The sequence below is a fragment of the uncultured Thiodictyon sp. genome, assembly GCF_903946935.1.
Taxonomy (GTDB): Bacteria; Pseudomonadota; Gammaproteobacteria; order Chromatiales; family Chromatiaceae; genus Thiodictyon.
Genome location: NZ_CAJAXH010000120.1, coordinates 26,014 through 48,472 on the forward strand (window position 1 = coordinate 26,014; position 22,459 = coordinate 48,472).

At 64.9% G+C, this 22,459-nt stretch carries 19 protein-coding genes and 1 pseudogene; 10 read left to right on the plus strand and 10 right to left on the minus strand.

The genetic code is table 11. The features are described from left to right. Positions 1-29: 29 nt before the first annotated feature. The 3 genes from QZX93_RS10550 to QZX93_RS10560 form a co-directional block, all read right to left on the minus strand. Positions 30-1,259 (minus strand): glycosyltransferase family 4 protein, encoded by a 1,230-nt coding sequence (locus QZX93_RS10550; RefSeq protein WP_295389130.1) that lies wholly within the window; start codon positions 1,257-1,259, stop codon positions 30-32. A gap of 129 nt (positions 1,260-1,388) precedes the next feature. Further along, positions 1,389-2,807, minus strand: coding sequence for an FtsW/RodA/SpoVE family cell cycle protein (locus QZX93_RS10555; RefSeq protein WP_295389131.1), 1,419 nt, complete (start codon positions 2,805-2,807; stop codon positions 1,389-1,391). Next, complete coding sequence (locus QZX93_RS10560) at positions 2,804-4,396, minus strand: penicillin-binding transpeptidase domain-containing protein (protein ID WP_295389132.1); 1,593 nt, start codon at positions 4,394-4,396, stop codon at positions 2,804-2,806. The genes QZX93_RS10555 and QZX93_RS10560 overlap by 4 nt, the downstream gene beginning before the upstream one ends. Positions 4,397-4,569: 173 nt before the next feature. On the opposite strand from QZX93_RS10560, the gene QZX93_RS10565 reads away from it, so the two are divergent. The 4 genes from QZX93_RS10565 (at position 4,570) to QZX93_RS10580 (ending at position 8,029) form a co-directional block, all read left to right on the plus strand. Further along, positions 4,570-5,367: a class I SAM-dependent methyltransferase gene (locus QZX93_RS10565; RefSeq protein ID WP_295389133.1), complete on the plus strand. Its 798-nt coding sequence runs from the start codon at positions 4,570-4,572 to the stop codon at positions 5,365-5,367. A 35-nt stretch (positions 5,368-5,402) separates the two neighbouring features. Then, a complete protein-coding gene (locus QZX93_RS10570) occupies positions 5,403-6,524 on the plus strand; it encodes an SPFH domain-containing protein (protein ID WP_295389134.1) in 1,122 nt (373 codons plus the stop codon). 29 nt (positions 6,525-6,553) lie between these two features. Beyond that, entirely contained in the window at positions 6,554-7,648 is a 1,095-nt protein-coding gene (locus tag QZX93_RS10575) for a hypothetical protein (RefSeq protein ID WP_295389135.1), read from the plus strand. Positions 7,649-7,735: 87 nt separating this feature from the next. After that, the gene (locus QZX93_RS10580) at positions 7,736-8,029 is read left to right on the plus strand and encodes a hypothetical protein (RefSeq protein WP_295389136.1); all 294 of its coding nucleotides are present in this window, start codon (positions 7,736-7,738) and stop codon (positions 8,027-8,029) included. 285 nt (positions 8,030-8,314) lie between these two features. Here QZX93_RS10580 and radC read toward each other — a convergent pair whose 3' ends face one another. Continuing rightward, positions 8,315-8,989 (minus strand): DNA repair protein RadC, encoded by a 675-nt coding sequence (gene radC, locus QZX93_RS10585; protein ID WP_295389137.1) that lies wholly within the window; start codon positions 8,987-8,989, stop codon positions 8,315-8,317. A gap of 164 nt (positions 8,990-9,153) precedes the next feature. Between radC and coaBC the strand changes: the two genes are divergently transcribed. The 4 genes from coaBC (at position 9,154) to argB (ending at position 13,116) form a co-directional block, all read left to right on the plus strand. Next, positions 9,154-10,347 (plus strand): bifunctional phosphopantothenoylcysteine decarboxylase/phosphopantothenate--cysteine ligase CoaBC, encoded by a 1,194-nt coding sequence (coaBC, locus tag QZX93_RS10590; RefSeq protein WP_295389138.1) that lies wholly within the window; start codon positions 9,154-9,156, stop codon positions 10,345-10,347. Then, a complete protein-coding gene (gene dut / locus QZX93_RS10595; RefSeq protein WP_366760164.1) occupies positions 10,334-10,789 on the plus strand; it encodes a dUTP diphosphatase in 456 nt (151 codons plus the stop codon). Before coaBC ends, dut begins: the two co-directional genes overlap by 14 nt. A 69-nt stretch (positions 10,790-10,858) precedes the next feature. Beyond that, positions 10,859-12,178 (plus strand): hypothetical protein, encoded by a 1,320-nt coding sequence (locus QZX93_RS10600; protein ID WP_295389140.1) that lies wholly within the window; start codon positions 10,859-10,861, stop codon positions 12,176-12,178. Between the two features lie 41 nt (positions 12,179-12,219). Further along, positions 12,220-13,116: an acetylglutamate kinase gene (gene argB, locus QZX93_RS10605; RefSeq protein ID WP_295389141.1), complete on the plus strand. Its 897-nt coding sequence runs from the start codon at positions 12,220-12,222 to the stop codon at positions 13,114-13,116. A gap of 1 nt (position 13,117) precedes the next feature. On the opposite strand, the gene QZX93_RS10610 is transcribed toward argB, so the two are convergent. Together QZX93_RS10610 and pyrE are read right to left on the minus strand one after the other, a co-directional pair. Continuing rightward, positions 13,118-14,179, minus strand: a complete 1,062-nt coding sequence (locus QZX93_RS10610; protein WP_295389142.1) for a DUF4124 domain-containing protein — start codon at positions 14,177-14,179, stop codon at positions 13,118-13,120. 4 nt (positions 14,180-14,183) lie between these two features. After that, positions 14,184-14,825, minus strand: a complete 642-nt coding sequence (gene pyrE, locus QZX93_RS10615; RefSeq protein WP_295389143.1) for an orotate phosphoribosyltransferase — start codon at positions 14,823-14,825, stop codon at positions 14,184-14,186. A gap of 191 nt (positions 14,826-15,016) precedes the next feature. On the opposite strand from pyrE, the gene QZX93_RS10620 reads away from it, so the two are divergent. Further along, positions 15,017-15,697, plus strand: a complete 681-nt coding sequence (locus QZX93_RS10620; RefSeq protein ID WP_295389144.1) for a sulfite exporter TauE/SafE family protein — start codon at positions 15,017-15,019, stop codon at positions 15,695-15,697. A gap of 64 nt (positions 15,698-15,761) precedes the next feature. Here QZX93_RS10620 and QZX93_RS10625 read toward each other — a convergent pair whose 3' ends face one another. The 4 genes and pseudogenes from QZX93_RS10625 to QZX93_RS10640 form a co-directional block, all read right to left on the minus strand. Then, positions 15,762-16,208, minus strand: coding sequence for a DUF4426 domain-containing protein (locus QZX93_RS10625; RefSeq protein WP_295389145.1), 447 nt, complete (start codon positions 16,206-16,208; stop codon positions 15,762-15,764). A 13-nt stretch (positions 16,209-16,221) separates the two neighbouring features. Next, positions 16,222-18,318 carry a hypothetical protein gene (locus QZX93_RS10630; protein ID WP_366760166.1) on the minus strand — a complete coding sequence of 699 codons (2,097 nt, stop codon included), beginning with the start codon at positions 18,316-18,318 and terminating at the stop codon, positions 16,222-16,224. A 35-nt stretch (positions 18,319-18,353) separates the two neighbouring features. Beyond that, positions 18,354-18,683: pseudogene (locus tag QZX93_RS27345) on the minus strand (DUF167 family protein); the annotation flags it as partial. Continuing rightward, positions 18,628-19,092 (minus strand): CBS domain-containing protein, encoded by a 465-nt coding sequence (locus QZX93_RS10640; protein WP_295389148.1) that lies wholly within the window; start codon positions 19,090-19,092, stop codon positions 18,628-18,630. The pseudogene QZX93_RS27345 and the gene QZX93_RS10640, both read right to left, overlap by 56 nt. 301 nt (positions 19,093-19,393) lie before the next feature. Between QZX93_RS10640 and QZX93_RS10645 the strand changes: the two genes are divergently transcribed. Continuing rightward, on the plus strand, positions 19,394-22,312 hold the full coding sequence (locus QZX93_RS10645) for a ribonucleoside-diphosphate reductase subunit alpha (protein WP_295389149.1): 2,919 nt from the start codon (positions 19,394-19,396) through the stop codon (positions 22,310-22,312). Positions 22,313-22,459: the final 147 nt, after the last annotated feature.

The following is a 22,459-nucleotide window of genomic DNA, read 5'->3' on the forward strand; positions in this document are numbered from 1 at the left end:
CGCGCGCGGTTCGGCAGCCGGGACTGCGCTCACGGGGCACCGATTAACGCCTGATACACCCCCAGATAGGCGGCGACCTGGTTGGACCAGGCCAGATCCGTGTCGACCCGGTGACGCCCGAGGTTACCCATGGTCTGGCGGCGTGGTGGATCGTCCAAGAGGGCCGCGATCGCCTCGGCCAAGGTTTGCGGGTCATTGTCGTCGCCGGCGTAAACGGCGGCGTCGCCAGCCAGCAGCCGATTTTCAGTCAGGTCGAACTGGACCACGGGTAAGCCAAAGCTCATATATTCCATGACTTTGTTCATGGATAGCGTGTCGTTCATCGCATTCTTGGGGTCGCAACACAGCCCGATATCCGCGCTGGCCAGACGCGCAAATAAGGGGGCGCCACTGAGATAGCCGGTAAAACGCAGGTACGGTGCGATTTTCAGTTCCGTCGCCAGCGCTTCGATGGCGGATTTCCGCGGTCCATCGCCAACCACCAGGAATAGGGTGTCCGTACGCCCCATCCGATACACGAGGTGGGCGACGGTCTGCATCAGCAGATCCAGCCCATCCTGCTGCCCGATGATCCCAATATAGAGTGCCAAATGGCAAAAACCTTCCCGTAATGCAGGGTCCGGGGGCGGGTGCTGCAGTCGCTGTAAATCCGGGCCACTGCGCACCAGCGTGATCTGGTCAAGGGTCTTGCCGTTACGCTCGGCCGTCATGCGGCGCAAGGACTCACTGGTGCTAATCACCCGATCCGCCATCCGGAAGGTCAGCCATTCCGCCAGGCGGGTTGCCCGATAAAGGCGCTTCAGTCTGGGAAATTTAACTTGGAATAGCTCCGGAAATGGATCGTGATGGTCAAACACAAACCGCGCGCCAAGGAGCTTAAAGGGGGCCGCCACGAGAAAGAGCAAGTCCGGGGGATTGCAGGCTTGTATGGCATCGATACGGCTCCGCCGATACGCCTTCAGGGCGAGCGTCATTTGACCAACCAGGCCACTGGCATACTCCAGAATAAACCCGGCGACGCCGTCGGCCTCAAGAGGAAGAAAATGACGGTAAATGTGGACGCCTTCCAACAGCTCGTAGCGCTCGGTATAGCCTCTGGTTCTGGGGCAAATGACGGAGACCTCGTAGCCGCGCGTGGCCAGGGATGTGGCCTCCTGCCAGACCCGGCGGTCAAAGGGGACGGGGAGATTCTCGACCAGGATCAGAATATGTTTTTTCCGCGGGGATGTGCGCTCGGCGGTGCGTTTGGACTTGAACATGGTTGCGGCACGTCTCCGTAGAACCAACATTGAGAAGGGGTTACGCCGAAGGAACATGGCGGACGGTTATCTCATCCGTGACCGACGCCGATGACATCGCGAGCAACCGCGATGCGGCCATTTTCCGTCTCAGTCCCCCGGCAGGTTCGGCGCCGGCGGCACGACCTTGCGTCGGACCTTCCTGGGCTGCCCGGGCGACGGCACCCCAACGGTGGCGCGACTGCGGGTCGCCCTGGGCGGCTTGTCGGCCCGGCCCGGCTCGCCGTCGGAGATCGCGAGCAACAACGCGATGGCGCCGAAGGCAGTGAGCAGACTGGCACCGCCGTGGCTGATGAAGGGCAGGGTGGTGCCAGTCAGTGGGATCGACTTGGTCACGCCGCCGATATTGAGCAGGGTCTGGACGGCCAGCACGGCGGTCAACCCGCCGGCAAGCAGTCGGCCGAACGGCGAGCGTGCCTGGCCCGCGAGCGCGATCCCGCGCTGGAACAGGACCAGGAAGAACAGGACCACCACGACGCAACCCAGGAATCCCAGTTCCTCGCCGATCACAGAATAGATGAAATCGGCGGCGGCGATCGGGGTGTATTCGGGGCTGCCGATGCCAAAGCCCTCGCCCCACAGGCCCCCGGCGTACATCCCGGACAGGCCTTGAAGGATTTGCCAGCCCTCGCCGGTCGGGTCCTGGAAGGGGTCCAGCCAGGTGTCGATGCGGCGCTGCCCGTGTGCGAAGAACATGAGTAGCAGTGAACCCAGTCCCACCGCGGCCAGCAGTCCGTAAACCAGATAGCCGATGCGCCCGGTGGCGCTCACCAGCACGGCGAGCAAGGCCACCCCCAGGATCATGACCATCCCCAGGTCGCGTTGCAACGCCAACAGCCCGGTCAGCACCGCCCAGAAGGCGAGCAGCGGCCAGAGCGCACGCCAGGGGGGCAGACCGGCGTGCCAACGCGCCAGGGCCTGGCCATGTCGCTCAAGGTACGTGGCAAGCCCTAGCACCACCGTGATCTTGAGCGCCTCGGTCGGCGTCGTGAATCCCAGCGCATAGACCGCGCCGCGGAAGCGCTGGCCGGTGACCAGCAGGGCGACGACCAGCAGCAATGAGAGCGCGGCCCACAGCCAGAGCCCACGGGCCAGCACCCGATAGCGCCCGTTGGCAAAAATCAGGGCGCCGGCGGTCATGACGCAGAGCCCGGCCGGTACCAGCCATGGGGTGAGGGCGCCGGAGTCGCCCTGGAAGCCCCCCATGCGGACCTGGGCGAGCAGACCGAAGCCGGCAAGCCCGGCGACGGTCGCCGTCAAGACCTGATCGCCGCGAAAGCCGGTCAGCACCAGGGTCAGATGCACCGCGACCAGGCAGAGCGCGTAGAGGACGAGCGGCAGCAGATCGGTGGCGGCGAGGTGCCGGCCGTCGGCGGCGTCGGCCCCCAGGATCAACACGAAGCCCAAGGCCATACAGCCGATGCAGGAGAGCAGCAACTCACGTTCGCCGTGACGCCGCTCCCAACTGGCGGCGAACCCGGCGCGCGACCCGTTGAGCGGGGCGCTCATGGCCCGACCCCCAATTCGAGCGCTTTGACCAGCAGGTCGCGGGCGATGGGTGCCGCCACACTGGCGCCGAACCCGCCATGCTCCACCAGCACCGCCACCGCGAGCGTTGGGTCGGCCGCCGGGGCAAAACCGATAAACCAGCTATGGGCGGCCCCGCTTGGGTTCTCGGCGGTGCCGGTCTTGCCGGCGATGGCCAAGTCGGCGCCATTGATGCCGCGACCGGTCCCCTCGGTGACCACCTTGCGCATCATCCCGGCCAACCGAGCGGCGGTCGACGCCGACATATACTGACCCAAAGACGCCGGGGGGTCCTGGGCCAACAGGCGAGGGCGCATGGCAAGCCCCCGGTTGGCCACCGCCGCGGCGATGGTCGCCAGATGCAGGGGTGAGGCGAGCACGCGGCCCTGGCCGATGGACGCCTGGGCCAGCCCGTAGCGGTCGGTTGCTGCTAGCCGGGGCAGGCGGCCGGTGCTCAGGCTCCCGTATCGGTCGGTCCCCGGATAGAACCGGACTTGCCGGTCGAACTGGAACCGCTCGCCGGTGCGGGCGAAGGCCTCATGCCCGTAGCGCACGCCGAGTTGGGCGAAGAAGACGTTGGACGATTGGGCGAAGGCCGTCGGCAGGTCCAGTGCGCCGGCCCCGGACCAGGCGCGGCCCGCCGTGCGTGCGCTGTAGAACTCGTGGTCGCGGATCGGCGGGTACTGTCGCGAGGTGGTGTAGCCCTGCGCCGGGCAGTTGAGGGTGCCGGTGAAGCCGGCCTCGATCGCCGCCGCGGCCATCACCACCTTGAACGCCGAGCCCGGCGGATAGAGCCCCTGGGTGGCGCGGTTCAACAGCGGCGTACCCGGCGCTGGCGAGCGGAACAGGTCGGGGGCCAAGTGATTGGGATCGAAGGCCGGGTTGGTCGCGAGCGCCAGCAAGGCGCCGTCACGGGTACGCATCAGCACCGCCGCCCCGGCGCGATCCCCCAGCCGCTGCAAGGCCAGGAGTTGTAGCTCGCTGTCCAGGGTCAGTGTCAGGTCCTGGCCGCGCGGGCGCTGGTCCTTGGTCAGCAATTGGCGACCCAGTTCGCCCCAGGAGGCCAGGGTCCGCGGCGTCGCCCCATTGAGTTGGGCGTTGCCCGCTGCCTCGGCACCGATCGCACCAAACCGGGGGTCGCTGTAACCGACCGTGTGGGCGAAGGCGGCGCCGAATGGATAGACGCGATAGACCTGGCCGTCGACCTCCCGGCTCAGTGCCAGGACCCGGCCGCGCCGGTCCAGGATACGCCCGCGCGCAATGCGGTGGGCCGGGTTGAACTCACGGCGATCGTGGGACTGCATGAAGGCAACAAACTGTGGTCGAAAGAGCCCGGTCAGTTGCCAACTCGCCTGGTAGAGGAGCACCGCCAGGAAGACCGTGAGCAAGGCGAGCAGCGGCGCAATGCCGCCCGAAGGGGGCGCGTCGACCGGTCGAAGTTGCGTCCAGGCGCGCCACAGGATCACACACGCGGCGAGGAAGAAGGCCAGGTGCAGAATCAGGCGTAGCGCCGGCCAAGCGGCGGAACCGACCAGACTAGCGAAGAGTTGCAGCGGATCAAAGGCGGTCACGCTTGGGGCTGGTCCTGAGTGTGGAAGGGCTGAGCATTATCGTGAAAGTCGCGCCGGGAGCGCGCTCCAATAAGCAATTCACGGAGCCAGAAATAAAGCAATTGACATTATTTAGTGAAGTATGCTAAAATCGATACGCATTAATTTTGATAATTATTTTTGGAGTCTTGTCTGTGACACAGGAAGCGCAAAAACTTAGCCTTTTGAAAAAAACGCTTACCTCTATCGCACGCAATGGAATTATTGCGACTTTTTTTAAAATTCTAAGGTACCCGGCGCTTGCTTTCAATAGGGCAAAGTTAAGTTATCTTATAAAACGCGGCAACGCCGAAGCTATTTTCACCGAGATTTTTACTCGCAACCACTGGAGCAACGACGAGAGCGTCAGCGGTGACGGCTCGACGCTTGCCTATACGGAAAACATCAGGACTGAGCTGCCCATACTGTTAGGCAAGCTTTCGGTAAAGAAAATTTTCGATGCTCCTTGCGGCGATTTTCGCTGGATGCGTTGTGTTTTAGATAACTGCAAAGGCATCAGTTACATCGGCGGCGATATCGTTAAGCCACTGATCGAAGGGCATAATTCAAAATTCAGAAACATCAGCACCGAGTTTATACATATCGACCTTATAAATGGTCGTTTTCCGCCCGCGGATTTAATGATATGTCGCGACTGCTTATTTCATTTTTCTTTTCGCGACACCCGCTCAGTGCTCCAGAACTTCCTGGAATCTGAAATACCTTTTCTGTTAACAACGACCCATCTTAAAAATGGGGCGATGGTGCGAAACCACGACATCAAAACCGGTGAGTTCCGGCGTATTGATCTATTCGCTGAGCCGTACTTTTTCCCAGAAAATACAGTCTGCCGGATCAATGATGGCAGAGGCCCGGATTACGAGAGAGCGATGTGTCTCTGGACCAGAGAGCAAATAGCGACTGTACTTGATAACCTCAAGAAATTTTGTTAAATCGGTATCCAGCAAATTGATTCGGAGGTGGTGACATGGGCTTGTGGGGCAAACTGACCTCGGAGTTCATCGACATCGTCGAATGGACTGAAGACCGGCCCGATGTGCTGGTCCATCGTTTTGAGCGATATCAACACGAGATCAAGATGGGCGCCCAGCTCACCGTGCGCGAAGGCCAACTGGCCGTGATGGTGAATGAGGGTCAATTGGGCAAGGACCAGGTGGCCGATGTATTCGCGCCCGGCATGTATACGCTGACCACCGATAACATGCTGGTCCTGACCACGCTCAAGGGCTGGAAATACGGCTTCAGTTCGCCCTTCAAGGCGGAGGTGTATTTCTTCAACACCCGCATCTTCACCGATCTCAAGTGGGGCACGCCCGGGCCCGCCACCATGCGTGACCCGGAGTTCGGTGTGGTGCGGGTGAGCGCCTTTGGCATCTATGCCATCCGCATCAAGAACCCCACGCTCATGCTGGTCGAGCTGGTCGGTACCAAGGCCGAATTCACGGTCGGCGATATCGAGGACAATCTGCGCGGCAAGGTGGGCTCGCGGATCAAGGAGGTCATGCCGGAGGCCGGTCTGCCGGTCATCGACTTGGAAGGCAAGGTCAGCCTCCTAGGCGAGCGGCTCAAGGAAAAAATCGCGCCTGATTTCGACAAGTTCGGTCTGACGCTGACCGAGGTCCAGGTCCAGGATATCGGCCTGCCCGAGGAGGTTGAGAAGGCCATCGACCAGCAGGGCGCCATGCGCGCCATTGGCAACATGAACCAGTTTGCCCAGTACCAGGCCGCCCAGTCCATCCGCGATGCGGCGCAAAATCCGGGTACGGTCGGCGCCGTGCTGGGCATGGGGGTCGGCGGCGGACTCAATCAGGCCATGGGCGGCCTGTTCCAGACGGCGCCCCAGGCACCGGCGGCCGGTCCCGCCACGCCTCCCCCGTTACCGGGTGCGGTGAGCTTTTTTGTCGCCAGCGATGGCCAGCAGACCGGGCCATTCGATCTTGCCCTGTTACAGGCGCAGATTCAATCCGGGCAGTTGCAGCGCCAATCCTTGGTCTGGAGGCAGGGCATGGCCGCCTGGGTGCCGGCCGGTGAGCAGCCCGAGTTGGCGCCCTGGTTTGCCCAGATGCCGCCGCCACTGCCGCCGCACTAGCGCTCAGTGACGCCCCCAAGTTAAAGACGATGACAATGTCGACCCATGTCTATCCCTGCACTGCCTGTGGTGCCAAGCTGGAATTCGCCCCCGGTCAGTTGGCGCTGCGTTGTCCCTACTGCGGGAGCGAGAACGCGGTGGCGCAACCCGCCGCGCAGGACACCGCACAGGCGCTCGAAGAGCTTGACTATGCCGCCTTTCTAGCCCAAGCGGTCGGCAATGAACCGGCCATCGAGCGCCAGACGGTCAAGTGTCCGGGTTGCGGGGCGGCCTCCCAACTACCGGCCAATGTCACCGCCGACCGTTGTCCGTTCTGTGCCATCCCGCTGATTGCCGGCAATGCCTATGCCGGTCGCACCATTGCGCCACGCGCCGTGGCACCCTTCGACATCCCCGAGGCGCGGGCACGCACGCAGTTTCGCGATTGGATCAAGGGCCTGTGGTTTGCCCCCAATGCGCTCAAGCAGGCCTATCGCGCGGCGAGCGGGCTCAAGGGCATCTATCTTCCTTATTGGACCTATGACAGCGATACCGTCACGCCTTACCGAGGCGAACGCGGTGTGTACTATTATGTCACCGAGCGCTATGTCGAGAATGGCGAGACCAAGACGCGTGAGGTGCAGCACACCCGCTGGCACCCGGCCGCGGGGCAGGTGGCGGTGGGCTTCGACGATGTGCTGGTGCCCGCCAGCCAGTCCCTGCCGGGCGATTATCTGAACCATCTGGAACCCTGGAAACTGACCGGCCTACAGCCCTATCGCGAGGACTATCTGGCCGGCTTCACCGTCGAGGCCTACCAGATCGGGCTGGAGGACGGGTTCACCGCCGCGCGCGCGCGCATGGAGCCGCAGATTCGCGCCGCCATCTGTCGCGACATCGGCGGCGATGAGCAGCGGATCCACCAGATGACGCCGCGCTACCATCAGATCCGCTTCAAGCACATCCTGCTGCCGGTGTGGCTGTCGACCTATCAGTATGCCGATAAGACCTGGCGCTTCCTGGTCAATGGCCAGACGGGCGAGGTGCAGGGTGAGCGGCCTTGGTCGGCGTGGAAGATCGCCTTTGCCGTCGTGGCGGTCTTGCTGGTGGTGGGTGGATTGATCTATCTGAATCAAGGTCAATAGTCGTGCGCGGTTAACCCCGCCGCGGCGCTGACACGTCGCCGCGGCGGTTTGATAAACTAAAAGCGATTAAATTTCGAGGAGTTCACAGTGGACTATACCATTCGACAAGGCACGCGCTTTCCGCCCAACGATGGCGCGGTGGCATGGATCGACCCCAGGGTATACGAGGACAAGAGCCAGTTTAAGCCCGCCTTCGCTGCACTGATCGTCAACGAGGCGCTGGCCGGTTGCGGGCTGGTGACACTGCAACAGGACTGGCTCACCGCCGGGATGATCTGCATGGTGCGGGTCGAGAACCTGGCGCCGCTCGCGGCAGAGATCCGCTGGATCAGGGAGCTGGGAGAAGGTGTGGTCAAGATTGGCGTCGCGTTTCTCGAATAGCGCGCGAGACCTCGTTGGCCGTGAATCCTGCACGGCCATGGAGCCTCACAGCAGGGGCCAGATTCTGCAAGAGAGATGACACGCGCAAGGACGGCTTTCGGCACGAAAGCCGGTTTCCTTCGACGTGATGCGGGAAGATTCTATACACAGTCACTGGGCTAGGGAACAGGCGTTACGCGGCCCTAAGCCTCCTGGCCCCATGGCGAAGACGGCCGATAATGTATATTATGTAAAGTCACGGCAACCGGGGCACGGCGGCAGACTCGGGCCGAACCCATCGCCCAGTCACAGCAGCCCCCGTTCGGCCAGCGAGGTCCCCGGTCCTTCGCCGATGATCAGGTGATCGAGGACGCGCACCTCGATCAGGGCGAGCGCCTCCTTGAGCCGCTGGGTGATCCGCAGGTCCGCCTGACTGGGCTCCGCCACCCCGGATGGATGGTTGTGGGCGAAGATCACCGCGGCGGCGTTGGTCTCCAGCACGCGCCGAACCACCTCCCGCGGATGGACGCTTGAACCGTCGATGGTCCCATGGAACAGCTCCTCATAGCGGATCACCCGGTGGCGGTTGTCCAGGTACAGGCAGGCAAAGACCTCGTGAGGGAGCCCGTAGAGCTTGAGTTTCAGAAAGTCACGGGTCGCCTCCGGGCTGGTGAGCACGTCTTGATCGGCGACCCGGGTCAGCAGATAGCGGCGACTGAGTTCCATCACCGCCTTGAGTTGGGCGTACTTGGCCGGGCCGAGGCCCTTGACCGCACAGAAGCGGCGCTCGTCCGCCGCCATCAGGCCGGTCAGCCCCTCGAAGGTGGTGAGCAGGTCGCGCGCCAGATCGACCGCACTCTTGCCGGGGATGCCGGTGCGCAGAAAGATCGCCAGCAGCTCCGCGTTGGTCAGCGACTCGGCCCCACGCTCCAGCAGTTTCTCCCGCGGGCGCTCGTCCGCGGGCCAATCGGTAATTGCCATGCCCCTCGCCTCCCGCTCAACATCCGCTCGCCGCCCGCTCCCGAACCGTGCGGGCGGCGTCGTTGGCGACGAAGCCCCCGCGGATCGGGTACACTTTAGGCCATTCAAGGCCCGTGGTCACGACCTAAGGCTAGATCAAATCCCTCGACGGTGCCAATCCCTGGATGAACATACTGCTCGGCGTGAGCGGCGGTATCGCCGCCTATAAGGCCGCGGACCTGGTGCGGCGCCTGCGCGAGCGCGACTGTGCGGTGCGGGTAGTGATGACGGCCGCGGCGACGGCCTTCGTCAGCCCGCTGACCTTCCAGGCGCTCTCCGGTCATCCGGTGCGCACGGCCCTGCTCGATCCAGCCGCTGAGGCCGGCATGGACCACATCGAACTGGCCCGCTGGGCGGATCGGGTCCTGTTGGCCCCGGCCACCGCCGACCTGATCGCCCGGCTGGCCGCCGGGCTGGCCGATGACCTGCCGACCACCCTGGTGCTGGCCACGGCCGCCCCACTGTATCTGGCCCCGGCGATGAATCAACAGATGTGGCGCCACCCGGCGACCCAGGAGAACCTGGAGCGCCTGCGCGGCCGCGGCGTGCAGGTCCTGGGCCCGGGCGTCGGCAGTCAGGCCTGCGGCGACCACGGGCCGGGACGGATGCTGGAGCCCGCGGAGCTGGTCGCGGCCCTGCTCGCCGCCGACCCGGGGCTGGACTCAGGTCCGCTGACCGGGGTACGTACACTGGTCACTGCCGGCCCCACCCGCGAACCGCTCGACCCGGTGCGCTACCTGGGCAACCGCAGCTCCGGGCGCATGGGCTACGCGGTGGCCACGGCCCTGGCCGAGTTGGGGGCCAGGGTGACCCTGGTCAGCGGCCCGACGGCCCTGCCCTCCCCGGCTGGGGTCGCGCGGGTCGACGTGGAGACCGCCGGTGAGATGCACGCGGCCGTGCTGGCGCGGGTCGACGCGGTCGATCTGTTCGTCGCCGCGGCGGCGGTGGCGGACTATCGGCCCGCCGCCCCAGCCCCGCAGAAAATCAAGAAGGCGGACGCCGAACTGGTGGTGCGTCTGGTGCGTAACCCGGATATCCTGGCCGAGGTCGCGGCCCGGCCAAGCCCGCCCTTCACGGTTGGCTTCGCCGCCGAAACCGACCGGCTGGAAGACCACGCGCTGGCCAAGCTGCGCACCAAGCGGCTGCGCATGATCGCCGCCAACTGGGTCGGGGCGACTGAAGGCGGCTTCGAGCGCAGCGACAACGCACTGACCGTGTTGTGGCCGGACGGCCGCCGGGAGTTGCCCATGATGCCCAAGACCCAGCTCGCCCGGGAACTGGCCCTGTTGATTGCGGAGCGGTATGTTGCATCGTCTTGAGGTCAAGATTCTGGACCCCCGCCTGGGGACTGAGTTTGCGCTGCCGCACTATGCGAGCGCGGGCGCCGCCGGGCTCGACCTGCGGGCCATGCTGGCGGCCCCACTCGACCTGCCGCCCGGGGGTTGCGAGCTGATCCCCACCGGGATGGCGATCCATATCGCCGCCCCCGGGGTTGCCGGCCTGATCCTGCCGCGCTCGGGACTGGGGCACCGCCACGGTATCGTGCTCGGCAATCTGGTCGGCCTGATCGATTCGGACTATCAGGGCCAACTCCTGGTGTCGTGCTGGAACCGCGGCGGCGAGTCCTTCCGGGTCGAGGTTGGCGAGCGGATTGCGCAACTGGTGCTGGTCCCGGTGCTGCACGCCCAATTGGACCTGGTCACTGACTTTGCCGAGTCGGCGCGAGGCGTCGGCGGCTTCGGCCACACGGGTCAGCACTAAGACGGCACCGGCCGATCCGGGATCATTCAGCTTGCGCGCCCGCCGGGTTGCGCGATGGGGAGACACGGCATGGTATCTGCGCGGACGGATGACACGCGACACAAGGCGGCGGACGGCGATCATGCCGTACCGCTCAAGGGTTTTTGGGTCCAGAGCTTTGTTGGCATCGCCGCGCTCTTGCTGCTGACCGCACTCTTACTGCTGTATCTGTGGAGCGCCCGCGACAGCGCGGACGCACGTCGGCACCTGGAGGGCGCGCTCAACACGCTGGTCACGCAGGTCACGGCCGACTTGGCGCGGGTGCGCACCGTCATGGCGGCCTGGCGAACGGACCCGGCGCTGCGCACGGCCTTGCGCCAGAGCGGCAACGCCGCGGTGCTACGTGAGCGCGAGGCGGCCCTGCTGCGCACTGTGCCGGGGGCGTTGAGCATCCACCTCTTCGCCCCCGCGCAGAGCAGTTCGCTGGAGGGGATCGCATTCATGAGCTATGCGGGACTGGACATGGTGCAAAAGGCGGCCCAGGAACGCGCCCTGTCCCTGGTCGAGGTCCACAAGTTGGGCCAACCGGACACGCATCTGGCGGTGGCGGTACCGGTGCTCGACGAATCCGGTGAACAGGCGCTCGGGGTCGTCCATGTGGCGTTGCCCATGTCGCTGCTGCCGAACCCGGTGATTGCCGCCGGCGGACGCGGCCAGATTCTCTTCCAGCAAGTGGCGGGGACGGCGGTGGCCAACGTCGGTGCCGCCGCGCCCGCGGCACCACCTGAGTTCACCGCCCAGATCGCCGGCACGCGCCTGCGCGCGGTTGCCTGGGCGCCACCCGCAGACCTCGACCCCTGGCTGCTGGGCGAACTGGGGGGGCTGTTCCTCGCCGTCCTGGGACTCATCGGCGCTGTGCTTTGGCGCGGTTACCGCGCCCAACGAGCGGCCTTGTTACTGGATTGTCAGGGCTTCACCATCCTGATCGAGGACGCCGTGGAGCATCACCCGCCGCGGCAGATCCACGCGCACATCGCCGAGGTCAAGAATGCCCACCAAGAGAGCATCGCCCTGCTGGCCCGCCTGACCCTGGCCCCAGCGCCACCCGCGCGCCGTCCCGCGCCCGCCCCAGTGCGGGCCACCCCACCGACCCCGCTGCCGGACGCACCGGCGGTTGCCGTGACGGCAGCGCCGTCAGCCCCGCCGCCGCCGACTGAGCCGCCGCTGCGCGCGGCACCGCGCCAATCCAACATCGAGGTGCTGGAGATGGATATCGACCTGCCTGACGGACTCGATCTCAATTCGCCATCCGTTCACGATGCCCTCGCGGCTGGGCTGGACCCCAAGACGGCCGCCTCGCCGCGGCCGGCTGCGCCCAAGGCGGGCGCGAACGCCTCGACCAAGCCCTGACACCACGAACACTTTCAGAAACAAACCAGGAACAACACACGATGTCCTTGCCGGTCGAGCGCGCCCAAACTATCGCGCATGTCCTTATCGAGGCCCTGCCCTACATCCGCCGCTTCAGCGGCAAGACGGTGGTGATCAAGTACGGCGGCAACGCCATGGTCGACCAGAACCTCAAGGAGGGCTTTGCCCGCGACGTCGTCTTGATGAAGCTGGTGGGGGTCAATCCGGTGGTAGTCCACGGCGGCGGCCCCCAGATCGGCTCCTTGCTCAAGCGTCTGGGGAAGGCGAGCGAATTCGTGCAGGGACTGCGGGTCACCGACGCGGAGACCATGGATGTGGTCGAGATGGTCCTGGGCGGGTTGGTCAATAAGGAGATCGTCAGTCTGATCAATCGGCACGGCGGCGCTGCGGTCGGTCTGACCGGCAAGGACGGGGACCTGATACACGCCCGCAAGCTGTTGCTGCGCCGCGATGCGCCGGAGCTCAACGCCTCGGAGATTATCGACCTAGGCCATGTGGGCGAGGTCGAGAGCATCGATGTCGCGGTGGTCGACCTGCTAGTCCGGGGCAATTTCATCCCGGTCATCGCACCCATCGGGGTGGGTGCCGATGGCCGCTCCTACAACATCAATGCCGATCTGGTGGCCGGTAAGGTCGCGGAGGTGTTGAAGGCGGAGAAGCTGTTGCTGCTGACCAACACCTCCGGTCTGTTGGATGCGGACGGCACCCTGATCCCCGAGTTGGATGTCGGACGGGTCAATGAGTTGATCCGCTCCGGCGTCATCAGCGGGGGGATGCTCCCCAAGATCCAATGCGCACTCGACGCAGTCCAGGGCGGAGTGAAGAGCGCCCATATCATCGACGGTCGCGTCGAACACGCGGTGATGCTCGACCTATTTACCGACGAGGGGGTCGGTACCCTGATCCGTCGCCGCTGACTTAGGGTAGCGCCCCCGCGGGGGGCGCGCCGGTGGCCGGGGCCCCGGTCACCGCATCGCGGAACTCGTTCAGGACCTTGGCGGCGTTGGCGTTGTCAGCGCTGCAATTGGCGTTGGCGGGTGATTTATTTCTGCATTGCAGATCCAGAAAGATGGATGCGGCCGATCCCTGTTTGTCCGGGATACGCGAGAGTGTTAGGCCCACGTCCTGGGGGGTCTCCGGCGGCGCCGTAATCAGCATGGTGGCACCGGAGGCCTCGATCTTGGTGGTGGCATGGGCCTGGACATAGGCGAGTGCCCGCCCCCAGTACAGGTCGCATTGGGCCGTGTCCGGGCAGGTCACCAGGTTGCGCAAGGCGAGTTGAGCCGCCTCCGGCGGCGCCGCGGCGGGGTCGTCGGGGAGGTTCTTGAGCTGGCGGAAGCGCTTGAGGTCGCCATCGAAGTCTTGGCGGATTGCGGCCTTATCCTGCTCCCGAGCGACGATCGTCTCGTAGGACTCGCGGATCGTGCGCTCACTCTTCTGTAGGCTGTCGGTGAGGGTCTGGGGAATCGGCTTGCCCGCGCGCTCCAGGTCGGCCGCCTCGGAACGTAGCTTGCGCATCCGGTCCTGCTGCTGCCGGACAGTACCGCGGGCCACCTGGATGGCCACGTCAAGCGCCGCGACCTTGCCATCCCGGGCCATCAGCATATCGTCCGCCGAATGATAGGTCCGCAGCAGCACCCGATCGGCGGCCATTTGTTGCTCACGCAACACGGTCTGCTGGGCGCGCTGGTTCTCCAATTCAGCTTCGCGCTGGAGCTCCTCCGGGCTCTTGGCCGGCGCCACCACGTCCATGCGCGAACCCTGCTTACTCATGGTTGCATGGCCCCGCTCGCTCTGGCTCGGCGGGATTTGATCGGTATAATGGACCTCGCCCTTCTCGTCCACCCAGCGAAACATGGTACCCGCGGCCGCATTGCCGACCACACTGAGCGCACACAGCAAGGTCAGCGCGGGCCAGCACCGTGCGGATGACCGCGGGGCGTGGGGCAGCGCTGACTGAATCAAGCGCGAATGTTTCATGTTGTCAGATCCCATAAGAAACCCGGTAGGTACGCATCGCGGTACGCAATGCCTCATCGATCGCAAAATCGTCTAAACAGCCAATCAGGTGGTCAAGCGTCACAATGCTGAACACGGGAATGCCGAACAAGTCCTGGACCTCAGCCACGGCCGAGCGGTCGTGGGCACCGCGCTCCTGACGATCCAAGGCAATGACCACCCCCACGGGTTGCGCGCCGGCGGCACGGATTACCTCGATCGATTCCCGCACCGAGGTGCCAGCGGTGATCACGTCGTCGATGATCAGCACCCGTCCGGCGAGCGGGCGCCCAACGATGACCCCACCCTCCCCATGGTCCTTCGCCTCCTTACGATTGAAGGCAAAGGGTAGGTCCCGCCCGGTGTCGCGCGCCAGCGCGATACTGGTGGCCGCGGCCAGCGGGATACCCTTGTAGGCCGGGCCGTAGAGCATGTCGAAGGCGCAGCCGCAATCGCTGATCCGTCGGGCGTAGGCATCGGCCAGCCGCGCCAGTCGGGCACCGGTATCGAAAAGCCCCGCGTTGAAAAAATAGGGACTGCGGCGGCCGGACTTCAGGGTGAAGTCGCCGAATCGCAGTGCCCCCACCGTGGCGGAAAAACTGAGAAAATCGCGTTGATAGGCTTGCATGGTCACGAAACAGGTGCGGGCTGAGGGCACAATGATACACCATGCCGGAAACCGAAAACCCTGATCCAGCCCCAGGGAAGTCCCGCGCGAAAGGCGCTCAGTTCAGCAGCATGCGGTATCATGGCGCGCGCCTGCCGCCGCCCGCCGACAGTCATATCCCAGTTCGCTCTCCCAACCGGATCGCACACCATTTGATCGCACACGGCACCTATGTCACCGCCTTCCTGGTCGGCCTGCTGGGGGGAGTGCATTGCCTCACCATGTGCGGAGGGCTGGTAAGTTCACTAACCCTGGGGTTGGACCCGCGCCGCCGCCGCGATCCGTGGCGCCTGTTGCCTCTGCAACTCGGTTACAACCTGGGCCGGGTGGCCGGCTACGGCCTCGCCGGTGCACTCGCCGGCGGCCTGGGCGCCATCCTCCTGCAACTGGACTCGCTCCAGTTAGTCGCCCGCGGGCTCTACGCCCTGGCGGGCGTGGTCATGGTCCTGCTCGGACTCTATCTGGGCGATTGGTGGCGCCAACTGGCGCAGGTCGAGCGCCTGGGGCTCCTGCTCTGGCGTCGGCTGCAGCCGCTCACCCGCCGCTGGCTGCCCGTGCGGCGACTGGATCAGGCGCTGGCGATCGGGTTGATCTGGGCCTGGATCCCCTGCGGCCTGGTCTACAGCGTGTTGATCACGGCGGTGGCGACCGGCAGCCCACGCGACGGTGCCTTGGTGATGCTCGCCTTTGGCGCCGGGACGCTGCCGAACCTGCTCGGCATCGGCCTGCTTGCGGGCGCCGCCGCCCGCCTCGCGGAGCAGCGCCGATGGCGACAGACGGCCGGACTCTTCATCGTCGGCTGCGGCCTCTACGCACTGTGGCAGCTCGCGTGAAAAATCGCCCACTGGGCGATTTTTCACGTTGTTAACACCGAATCAAAATAGCCAGAGGCACCAGTCATTCGGTAAAGAATTCCTGGCGCAGGTGGATGGTCGTGGTCTCGGGGGTGCCGGCCGGGCGGACACGGATCTCGAAGTTCAGTTCTTGGCCGTTGGCGATGGGAAACTGACCGAGGTAAGACACGGCGCCCTGGGTCGCAACCTCGTGCATGACAACCTGTCCGGTGCGGACCTTGTCTTTGACCAGGTCCACGTCCACCAGGGCCTTCACGGAGGTGCCGGTGGTTCCGGCTTGTTGCTTGATCACGCTCACATTCAACACGCCGAAGCCTTTACCGCGCTGGATGCCATTGGCTGCGGCAATCTCCGGGGTCAGGGTATCTGCTGTAAAGGCACTATGGTAAATCGTGAACTCACCCACGCGGGTGCTCTCCGCGGCCAGCGTCTGGGCACCCTGGAGCAGGACACCCGCTGCACAGACCGCGAGGGCCAGGCGCTTTAACATCGGATTTTCTCCTTTAGAATGGATCATCGTGCAAGGCGTTGTGGATCGTGCGCAGGGCCTTGAGCTCTTCGGCCAAGACCTCCGACTGGCCCTGCATGACGTCGATACGGCTGCGTAAGGCATCCTTAGAACGGCCGATCCGCTGGAGGTTTTCGAGCCGCTTCTGCATCATCAGTTGGTGCTCTTGGACCTCGTCGACCAGGGGCTGCAGGCTGTCGCGCATCCAGCCATCATAGGCCAGGCGCAGTTGCTCGAACAGTGCCTGGGCGCGGCTCACCAGTTGTTGGTTGAACCGCCGGATCACCATTCCCTGCCCGGACAGGGCCATGCCGGGGCTGTGCCGGAACGCCTCGACCTCCTGATACAGCAGCTCGATCTCGAGGCGATAGCGCATGGGCGCGAAGACCTGGGGGGTGGCGAGATCGTACGCGAAGTCGTCGCGGAAGACCTGATAGGTCTCGCGCACCTGCTTGCGGATGCCCTCGCTGTCGACCGCGACGGTTTGCATGGCCAACCGTAGCTCGTCGAACAACCCCTTCATGGCACGCCGCAGCCCCGCGGTACTCCAACTATGCATCAGTTCGTCCTGGGCGCGCGCCACCATCGCGTCGATCACGTCACGCTCCAACAACCGTCGGCATTGGCTGGTCTGCGTGAGCAAGGTCTCACGGGTCTGCTGTAAGCGCTGCACGCCCTTGAGATAGCGCTCCTGTTCGCGCCGGGTCGGCCCGAGCAACTGCGCGATGACGTCTTGGCGCTGGTCGCGCAGTTGCTCCAGCTCTCGCAACTGTGACTTGACGTGGGCGAGGCGCGAGCCGATCCGATTGCGGTTGCGCTCCAGGACCGCACCGGCGCCAGCGTCGATCGCCTCGATCGCCGACTGGCGCTTGGTCTCCAGCAGCGTGTCGGCCAGGTGCCGCTCCAAGACCGGCAAGGCGCTGCGCCGCAGCAGCGCCGCGTCCTTGCGCATCGCCGCCGCCAGGGCCGCCCAGGCCGAGACCGGGAAGACCAGGTCCTCGGCAATCGTGAGTGCCGCCGCGGCCTCGCGTCGGCGGGTGGCGACCAGGGCGTCGGGGTCCTGGCCGGAGTCCTGGCCGGCGGCCTGGTCCGCAGCGGGGCGCTCGTCGCCCCACAATCGGTCGACCTTGTTCAGCGCGACCAGGATGGCCCGCTGTCGCCCGGCCTGACCGCCCTTGAGGTGGCGTTGCCACAGGGCCAGGTCGGTGTCGGTCACCCCCGCATCGGCGGCCAGCACCAAGAGCACCGCCGCCGCCGCAGGCAGCCTGCTGATGGTGAGCTCCGGCTCATGCCCAAGGGCAGCACCTGGGATGTATAGGATGACCAGACCCTGCTTGAGCAGCGGATGGGGCAGACTGACGATGGCATAACGCCACTTGGCGATCTCCACGGCGGCCGTGTCCGGCGCCCGCTCCAGGGTCGGGTCGGCACTCGACAGGCCCAACCGCACAGCCTCCGCCAGGGGGACTCGCTTGGTCTGGAGGATGACGTTTAATGCATCGGCGAGCTGTTGCGGACCGCGCAGATCGAGCGGGCGGTGGACCCAAGGCTGCGGATCGGCCTTGAACGCCGCCAACGGGGTGTCAGCGGCCCGGGTCTCCACCGGCAACAGGCGTAGATAGGGGTCGGGATGCTCCGCGTCCCACAGGAACTCAGTTGGGCACAGGGTCGTGTCGGGCGCCGCCGCGGGCAGCAGGCCCACCCCCAGGTCCGAGAAGAAGAGCGCGTTGATCAACTCGGCCTTGCCCCGGGACGCTTCGCCGACCACGGCCAGCGTCAGACGGTCGCGGTCCAAGAACCCCAAGGTGGCGCTGAGTTGCTCGTGGGTGCGAGGGGTGGCTTGGCGGTGCGCTGCGAGCCAGGTCGCCAGTTCGGTCACCGCGTGCGTAACCCGCACCTTCCAATCCCGGTAGGTCGCAAGCCGCTCCGACAGTGCCGGGATTTGTCCGCTCAACGCCGTCGCTTCAGGGTGGAAGTCGCGCCGGGAGCGGGCGCCCTGGCCGTTAGCCGGGCCGACGAGGGCGCGACCGGCGGTTCGATTGGCACAGGGAAACGGCGAGGGGAACGGATCAGCAGCCGCTTTAAGCGGCATTGCTCGCCGCTCAAAAACTCGACCCGCGACTGGGCTACACCGAAGGCATCGGCGATAAAACGGCGCAGGCCATCATTCGCCTTGCCCTCGACCGGCGCCGCCTGGATACGCACCCGGAAACTCCCGCCCTGTTCTTCGACAAAGCAATTCTGGGACGCGCGGGGCTGTACCCGCAGCGTGATCTCCAGATCCTCACCGCACCAGCGATACCACTGGGGCTCAGACGTTGGTGCGGGCGCCATGGCCGCTACCTGGGCGACGCGGGCACCGGGGCGATGCCCAGCGGACCCCACGCCACCGCGGGCGTTCTCAGCCGCCCTTGAGCCCACCGGTGATGTTGGCGTGGAAGATGGCCTTGTGGACATCGCCCAGACTCAACATACCCACCAGCAAACCGCCCTCGACCACCGGAATACGCCTGAAATTGTGCCGGACCATGATGGTGGCGGCGCGCAACAGGTGCATATCGGCGTCCACCGAGATCGGCGTATGGGCCATCAGGTCCTCCACGTTCTTCTCCAGCACGCCCCGGTAGAGGCTCAACTGATGGTCCAGGTCCACCGAGTGCATCCCTTCGGCCACCAAATCGTCGAGCCGCGGGAACAGACTGTGTAATACGTCTTTTTCTGAGATGACCCCGATCAAATGCCCGTCATCATCGACCACGGGCAGCCCGTGGAAGCGGTGCAGGCACATCAGGGAGGCGACTTCCATGATCTTGGTGCCCGGCTTGACCGCGCGCACCGAACGACTCATTGCGTCTTTGACCTTCATCGGCGAAATCCTCCTCAGGATTCGTGGCCCCGTCTTGGTTGCGCCCGGTCATGCCCGGGTCTGCGGGGGGACGCGAAGTATACCTGAGGTTAAGGCCTTGGTGCATCGCCCGCACACTCGGCGGCCACCGCCTCGCAAGGCCGACAAACTCAACATCTAGTGGTTGACTGATCAAAACTGGCGTATATATTGTGTCCCGTCCCCGCCCGCGCCAACCGGCCCAGCCGTCCGGCCGCGCCTCGCCCCGACTGCCGGGCGCCCCTAAGTACACCCCAAGACCAAGGCCAGATCAGGAGGAACCATGTCCGCATCAGTCACCGCCCAGGTACCCACCGTGCCGACTCAAGCGCCCGCCCCAGCCGCGGCGTCCACCGGTCAACCGACCAGTGCCGAGCTCGGCGCCCTCACCCCGGGGCGCGTTCAGGTCATCCGTCGCAACGGCAAGGTCACCCATTTCGACCCCAACAAGATCATGGTGGCACTCACCAAGGCCTTCCTCGCGGTGGAGGGCGGCAGCGCCGCCGCCTCCAGCCGGGTCCATGATCGGGTGCAGGAACTCGCCGAACAGGTCGTCGCCGCCCTCACCCGCCGGCTCCCCGGCGGCGGCACCGTCCACATTGAGGACATTCAGGACCAGGTGGAACTGGCCCTGATGCGCGCCGGAGAGCACAAGGTCGCCCGCGACTATGTCCTGTATCGCGATGAGCGCGCCCGCGAGCGCGCCCACAAGGCCGCCGCCGAGACCGCACCGCCGGCCGCCTCGCCGCTGTCAGTGACCCTGGCCGACGGCAGCACGCAACCGCTGGACCGCGCGCGCCTGCGCCGCCTCCTCGACGAGGCCTGCCGGGGGCTCAGTGGCGTCGATGCCGCGTTGATCCTCACCGACAGCACCCGCAACCTCTTTGATGGGGTGCGCGAATCCGACGTGGGCCAGACACTGGTGCTGTCCGCCCGCGCACTAATCGAGCGCGACCCCGCCTACAGCCAGGTGGCCGCCCGTTTGCTGCTCGACCTGATGCGCCGCGAGGCCCTGGGTTATCTCGATCTCAGTGTCGGGGTCGAGACCCAGGCCGATCTCGCCGAGCGCTACAGCGACTATTTCAGCGCCTATGTCCGCCGCGCCGCCGACCTGGAGCTCTTGGACCGCCAACTCACCCGCTTCGACCTCAATCGACTGGGTGCCGCGCTCAAACCCGAGCGCGACCTCGACTTTACCTATCTGGGGCTCCAGACACTCTACGACCGCTACTTTATCCACACCGCCGCGGGCCTCCGCATCGAACTGCCCCAGGCCTTCTTTATGCGCGTCGCCATGGGGCTCGCGACCAACGAGATCGACCGCGAAGAGCGGGCCATCGAATTCTATGAGTTGCTCTCCAGCTTCGATTTCATGTCATCCACCCCTACCTTATTCAATTCGGGTACCCTGCGGCCGCAACTGAGTTCCTGCTTTCTCACCACGGTCCCGGATGACCTCGACGGTATCTACGGCGCCATCAAGGACAATGCGCTGCTGTCCAAATTCGCCGGCGGTCTGGGCAATGACTGGACCCGGGTGCGCGGTATGGGGGCGCACATCAAGGGGACCAACGGCAAGAGCCAAGGGGTGGTGCCCTTCCTCAAAGTGGCCAATGACACGGCGGTGGCAGTCAATCAGGGCGGAAAGCGCAAGGGCGCCGTCTGCGCCTATCTTGAGACCTGGCACGTCGACATTGAGGAGTTCCTGGATCTCCGCAAGAACACCGGCGACGACCGCCGCCGTACCCATGACATGAATACAGCCAACTGGGTGCCGGACCTCTTCATGAAGCGGGTGGCTGAGGACCAGCACTGGACCCTGTTCTCTCCGGACGAGACGCCGGACCTGCACGACCTGATGGGCCAGCCATTCGAGGCCGCCTACCTCGCCTATGAGGCGCGGGCCGAGCGTGGCGAGATGAAGGTCAGCAAGCGGCTCAAGGCGGTCGACCTGTGGCGCAAGATGCTCGCCATGCTGTTTGAGACCGGCCATCCCTGGATCGCCTTCAAGGACCCGTGCAATGTGCGCTATACCAACCAGCATGTCGGGACGGTACATTCCAGTAATCTTTGTACCGAGATTACCCTGCACACCAATGACCAGGAAATCGCCGTCTGCAATCTGGGCTCGGTGAATCTGGCCGCCCATGTCACCGACCAGGGCCTCGATACCAAGCGCCTGCAACGCACGGTGCGCACCGCCATGCGGATGCTCGATAACGTCATCGACTACAACTTCTACAACGTGCCCCAGGCGCGCAAATCCAACCTGCGCCACCGCCCGGTCGGGCTGGGCATCATGGGCTTCCAGGATGCGCTCTATAAACTGCGTATCGCCTATGGCAGCCAGGAGGCCGTCCAGTTTGCCGATACCAGCATGGAGCACCTGAGCTATTACACCATCCAGGCAAGTTCGGACCTGGCCGAGGAGCGCGGGCGCTATCCGAGCTTCCCCGGCAGCCTGTGGAGCCAGGGCATCCTCCCCATCGACAGCATCGGACTCCTGGCGGCGGCGCGCGGCGGCTATCTGCAGATGGACACCGGCAGCACGCTGGATTGGGAGACGCTTCGCACCCGCGTCCAGACGGTCGGTATGCGCAATTCCAACACCATGGCGATTGCCCCCACCGCGACCATCAGCAACATCGTGGGTGTCAGCCAGTCGATCGAGCCGACCTATCAGAACTTGTTTGTCAAGTCGAACCTCTCCGGCGAATTCACCGTGGTCAATCCCTATCTGGTGGCGGACCTGAAGGAGTTGGACCTCTGGGATGCCGTCATGGTCAATGACCTCAAGTATTATGACGGTTCAGCGCAGCCCATCGACCGCATTCCGGAGGAACTCAAAGCGCTCTATGCCACCGCCTTCGAGGTCGACCCCCGCTGGTTGATCGAGGCCGGCAGCCGCCGCCAGAAATGGCTCGACCAGGCGCAGAGCCTCAATCTCTATATGAGTGAGCCGAACGGCAAAAAGCTCGACAACCTCTACAAACTCGCCTGGGTCCGCGGGCTCAAGACCACCTATTACCTGCGCTCCATGGGCGCCACCCATGTGGAGAAATCCACCATGTCGGATGCGACCAAGGCCAATCGCCTGAGTGCGGTCGGGGGGAGCTACATCGCACTGGACAAAGGGAAGGGTAACGGGGCGGCGCCGGCGGCGTGCTCCATACTCGATCCTGAGTGCGAGGCCTGTCAGTAAGAGGGGCTCACGCCAAGGCGCCAAGGACGCCAAGGGGGACGCGATGCGCACGCGTGACACCGCCTACCCCCACGATCATGACACCGCTTCGCGGTGTCACGCATGTGTTTGGCGCTCTGCGCCGGGAGTGTCGTTCTCACGCAAGGG

Excerpts from the sequence above, each read along its gene's own strand:
- QZX93_RS10570 (WP_295389134.1), top strand. The coding sequence starts at position 5,403 with ATGGGCTTGTGGGGCAAACTGACCTCGGAGTTCATCGACATCGTCGAA.
- QZX93_RS10575 (WP_295389135.1), top strand. The coding sequence starts at position 6,554 with ATGACAATGTCGACCCATGTCTATCCCTGCACTGCCTGTGGTGCCAAG.
- QZX93_RS10625 (WP_295389145.1), bottom strand. The coding sequence starts at position 16,208 with ATGTTAAAGCGCCTGGCCCTCGCGGTCTGTGCAGCGGGTGTCCTGCTC.
- pyrE (WP_295389143.1), bottom strand. The coding sequence starts at position 14,825 with ATGCAAGCCTATCAACGCGATTTTCTCAGTTTTTCCGCCACGGTGGGG.
- QZX93_RS10640 (WP_295389148.1), bottom strand. The coding sequence starts at position 19,092 with ATGAAGGTCAAAGACGCAATGAGTCGTTCGGTGCGCGCGGTCAAGCCG.
- QZX93_RS10610 (WP_295389142.1), bottom strand. The coding sequence starts at position 14,179 with ATGAAACATTCGCGCTTGATTCAGTCAGCGCTGCCCCACGCCCCGCGG.
- coaBC (WP_295389138.1), top strand. The coding sequence starts at position 9,154 with ATGAACATACTGCTCGGCGTGAGCGGCGGTATCGCCGCCTATAAGGCC.
- QZX93_RS10645 (WP_295389149.1), top strand. The coding sequence starts at position 19,394 with ATGTCCGCATCAGTCACCGCCCAGGTACCCACCGTGCCGACTCAAGCG.
- QZX93_RS10630 (WP_366760166.1), bottom strand. The coding sequence starts at position 18,318 with ATGCCGCTTAAAGCGGCTGCTGATCCGTTCCCCTCGCCGTTTCCCTGT.
- QZX93_RS10550 (WP_295389130.1), bottom strand. The coding sequence starts at position 1,259 with ATGTTCAAGTCCAAACGCACCGCCGAGCGCACATCCCCGCGGAAAAAA.
- radC (WP_295389137.1), bottom strand. The coding sequence starts at position 8,989 with ATGGCAATTACCGATTGGCCCGCGGACGAGCGCCCGCGGGAGAAACTG.
- QZX93_RS10600 (WP_295389140.1), top strand. The coding sequence starts at position 10,859 with ATGGTATCTGCGCGGACGGATGACACGCGACACAAGGCGGCGGACGGC.
- QZX93_RS10555 (WP_295389131.1), bottom strand. The coding sequence starts at position 2,807 with ATGAGCGCCCCGCTCAACGGGTCGCGCGCCGGGTTCGCCGCCAGTTGG.
- argB (WP_295389141.1), top strand. The coding sequence starts at position 12,220 with ATGTCCTTGCCGGTCGAGCGCGCCCAAACTATCGCGCATGTCCTTATC.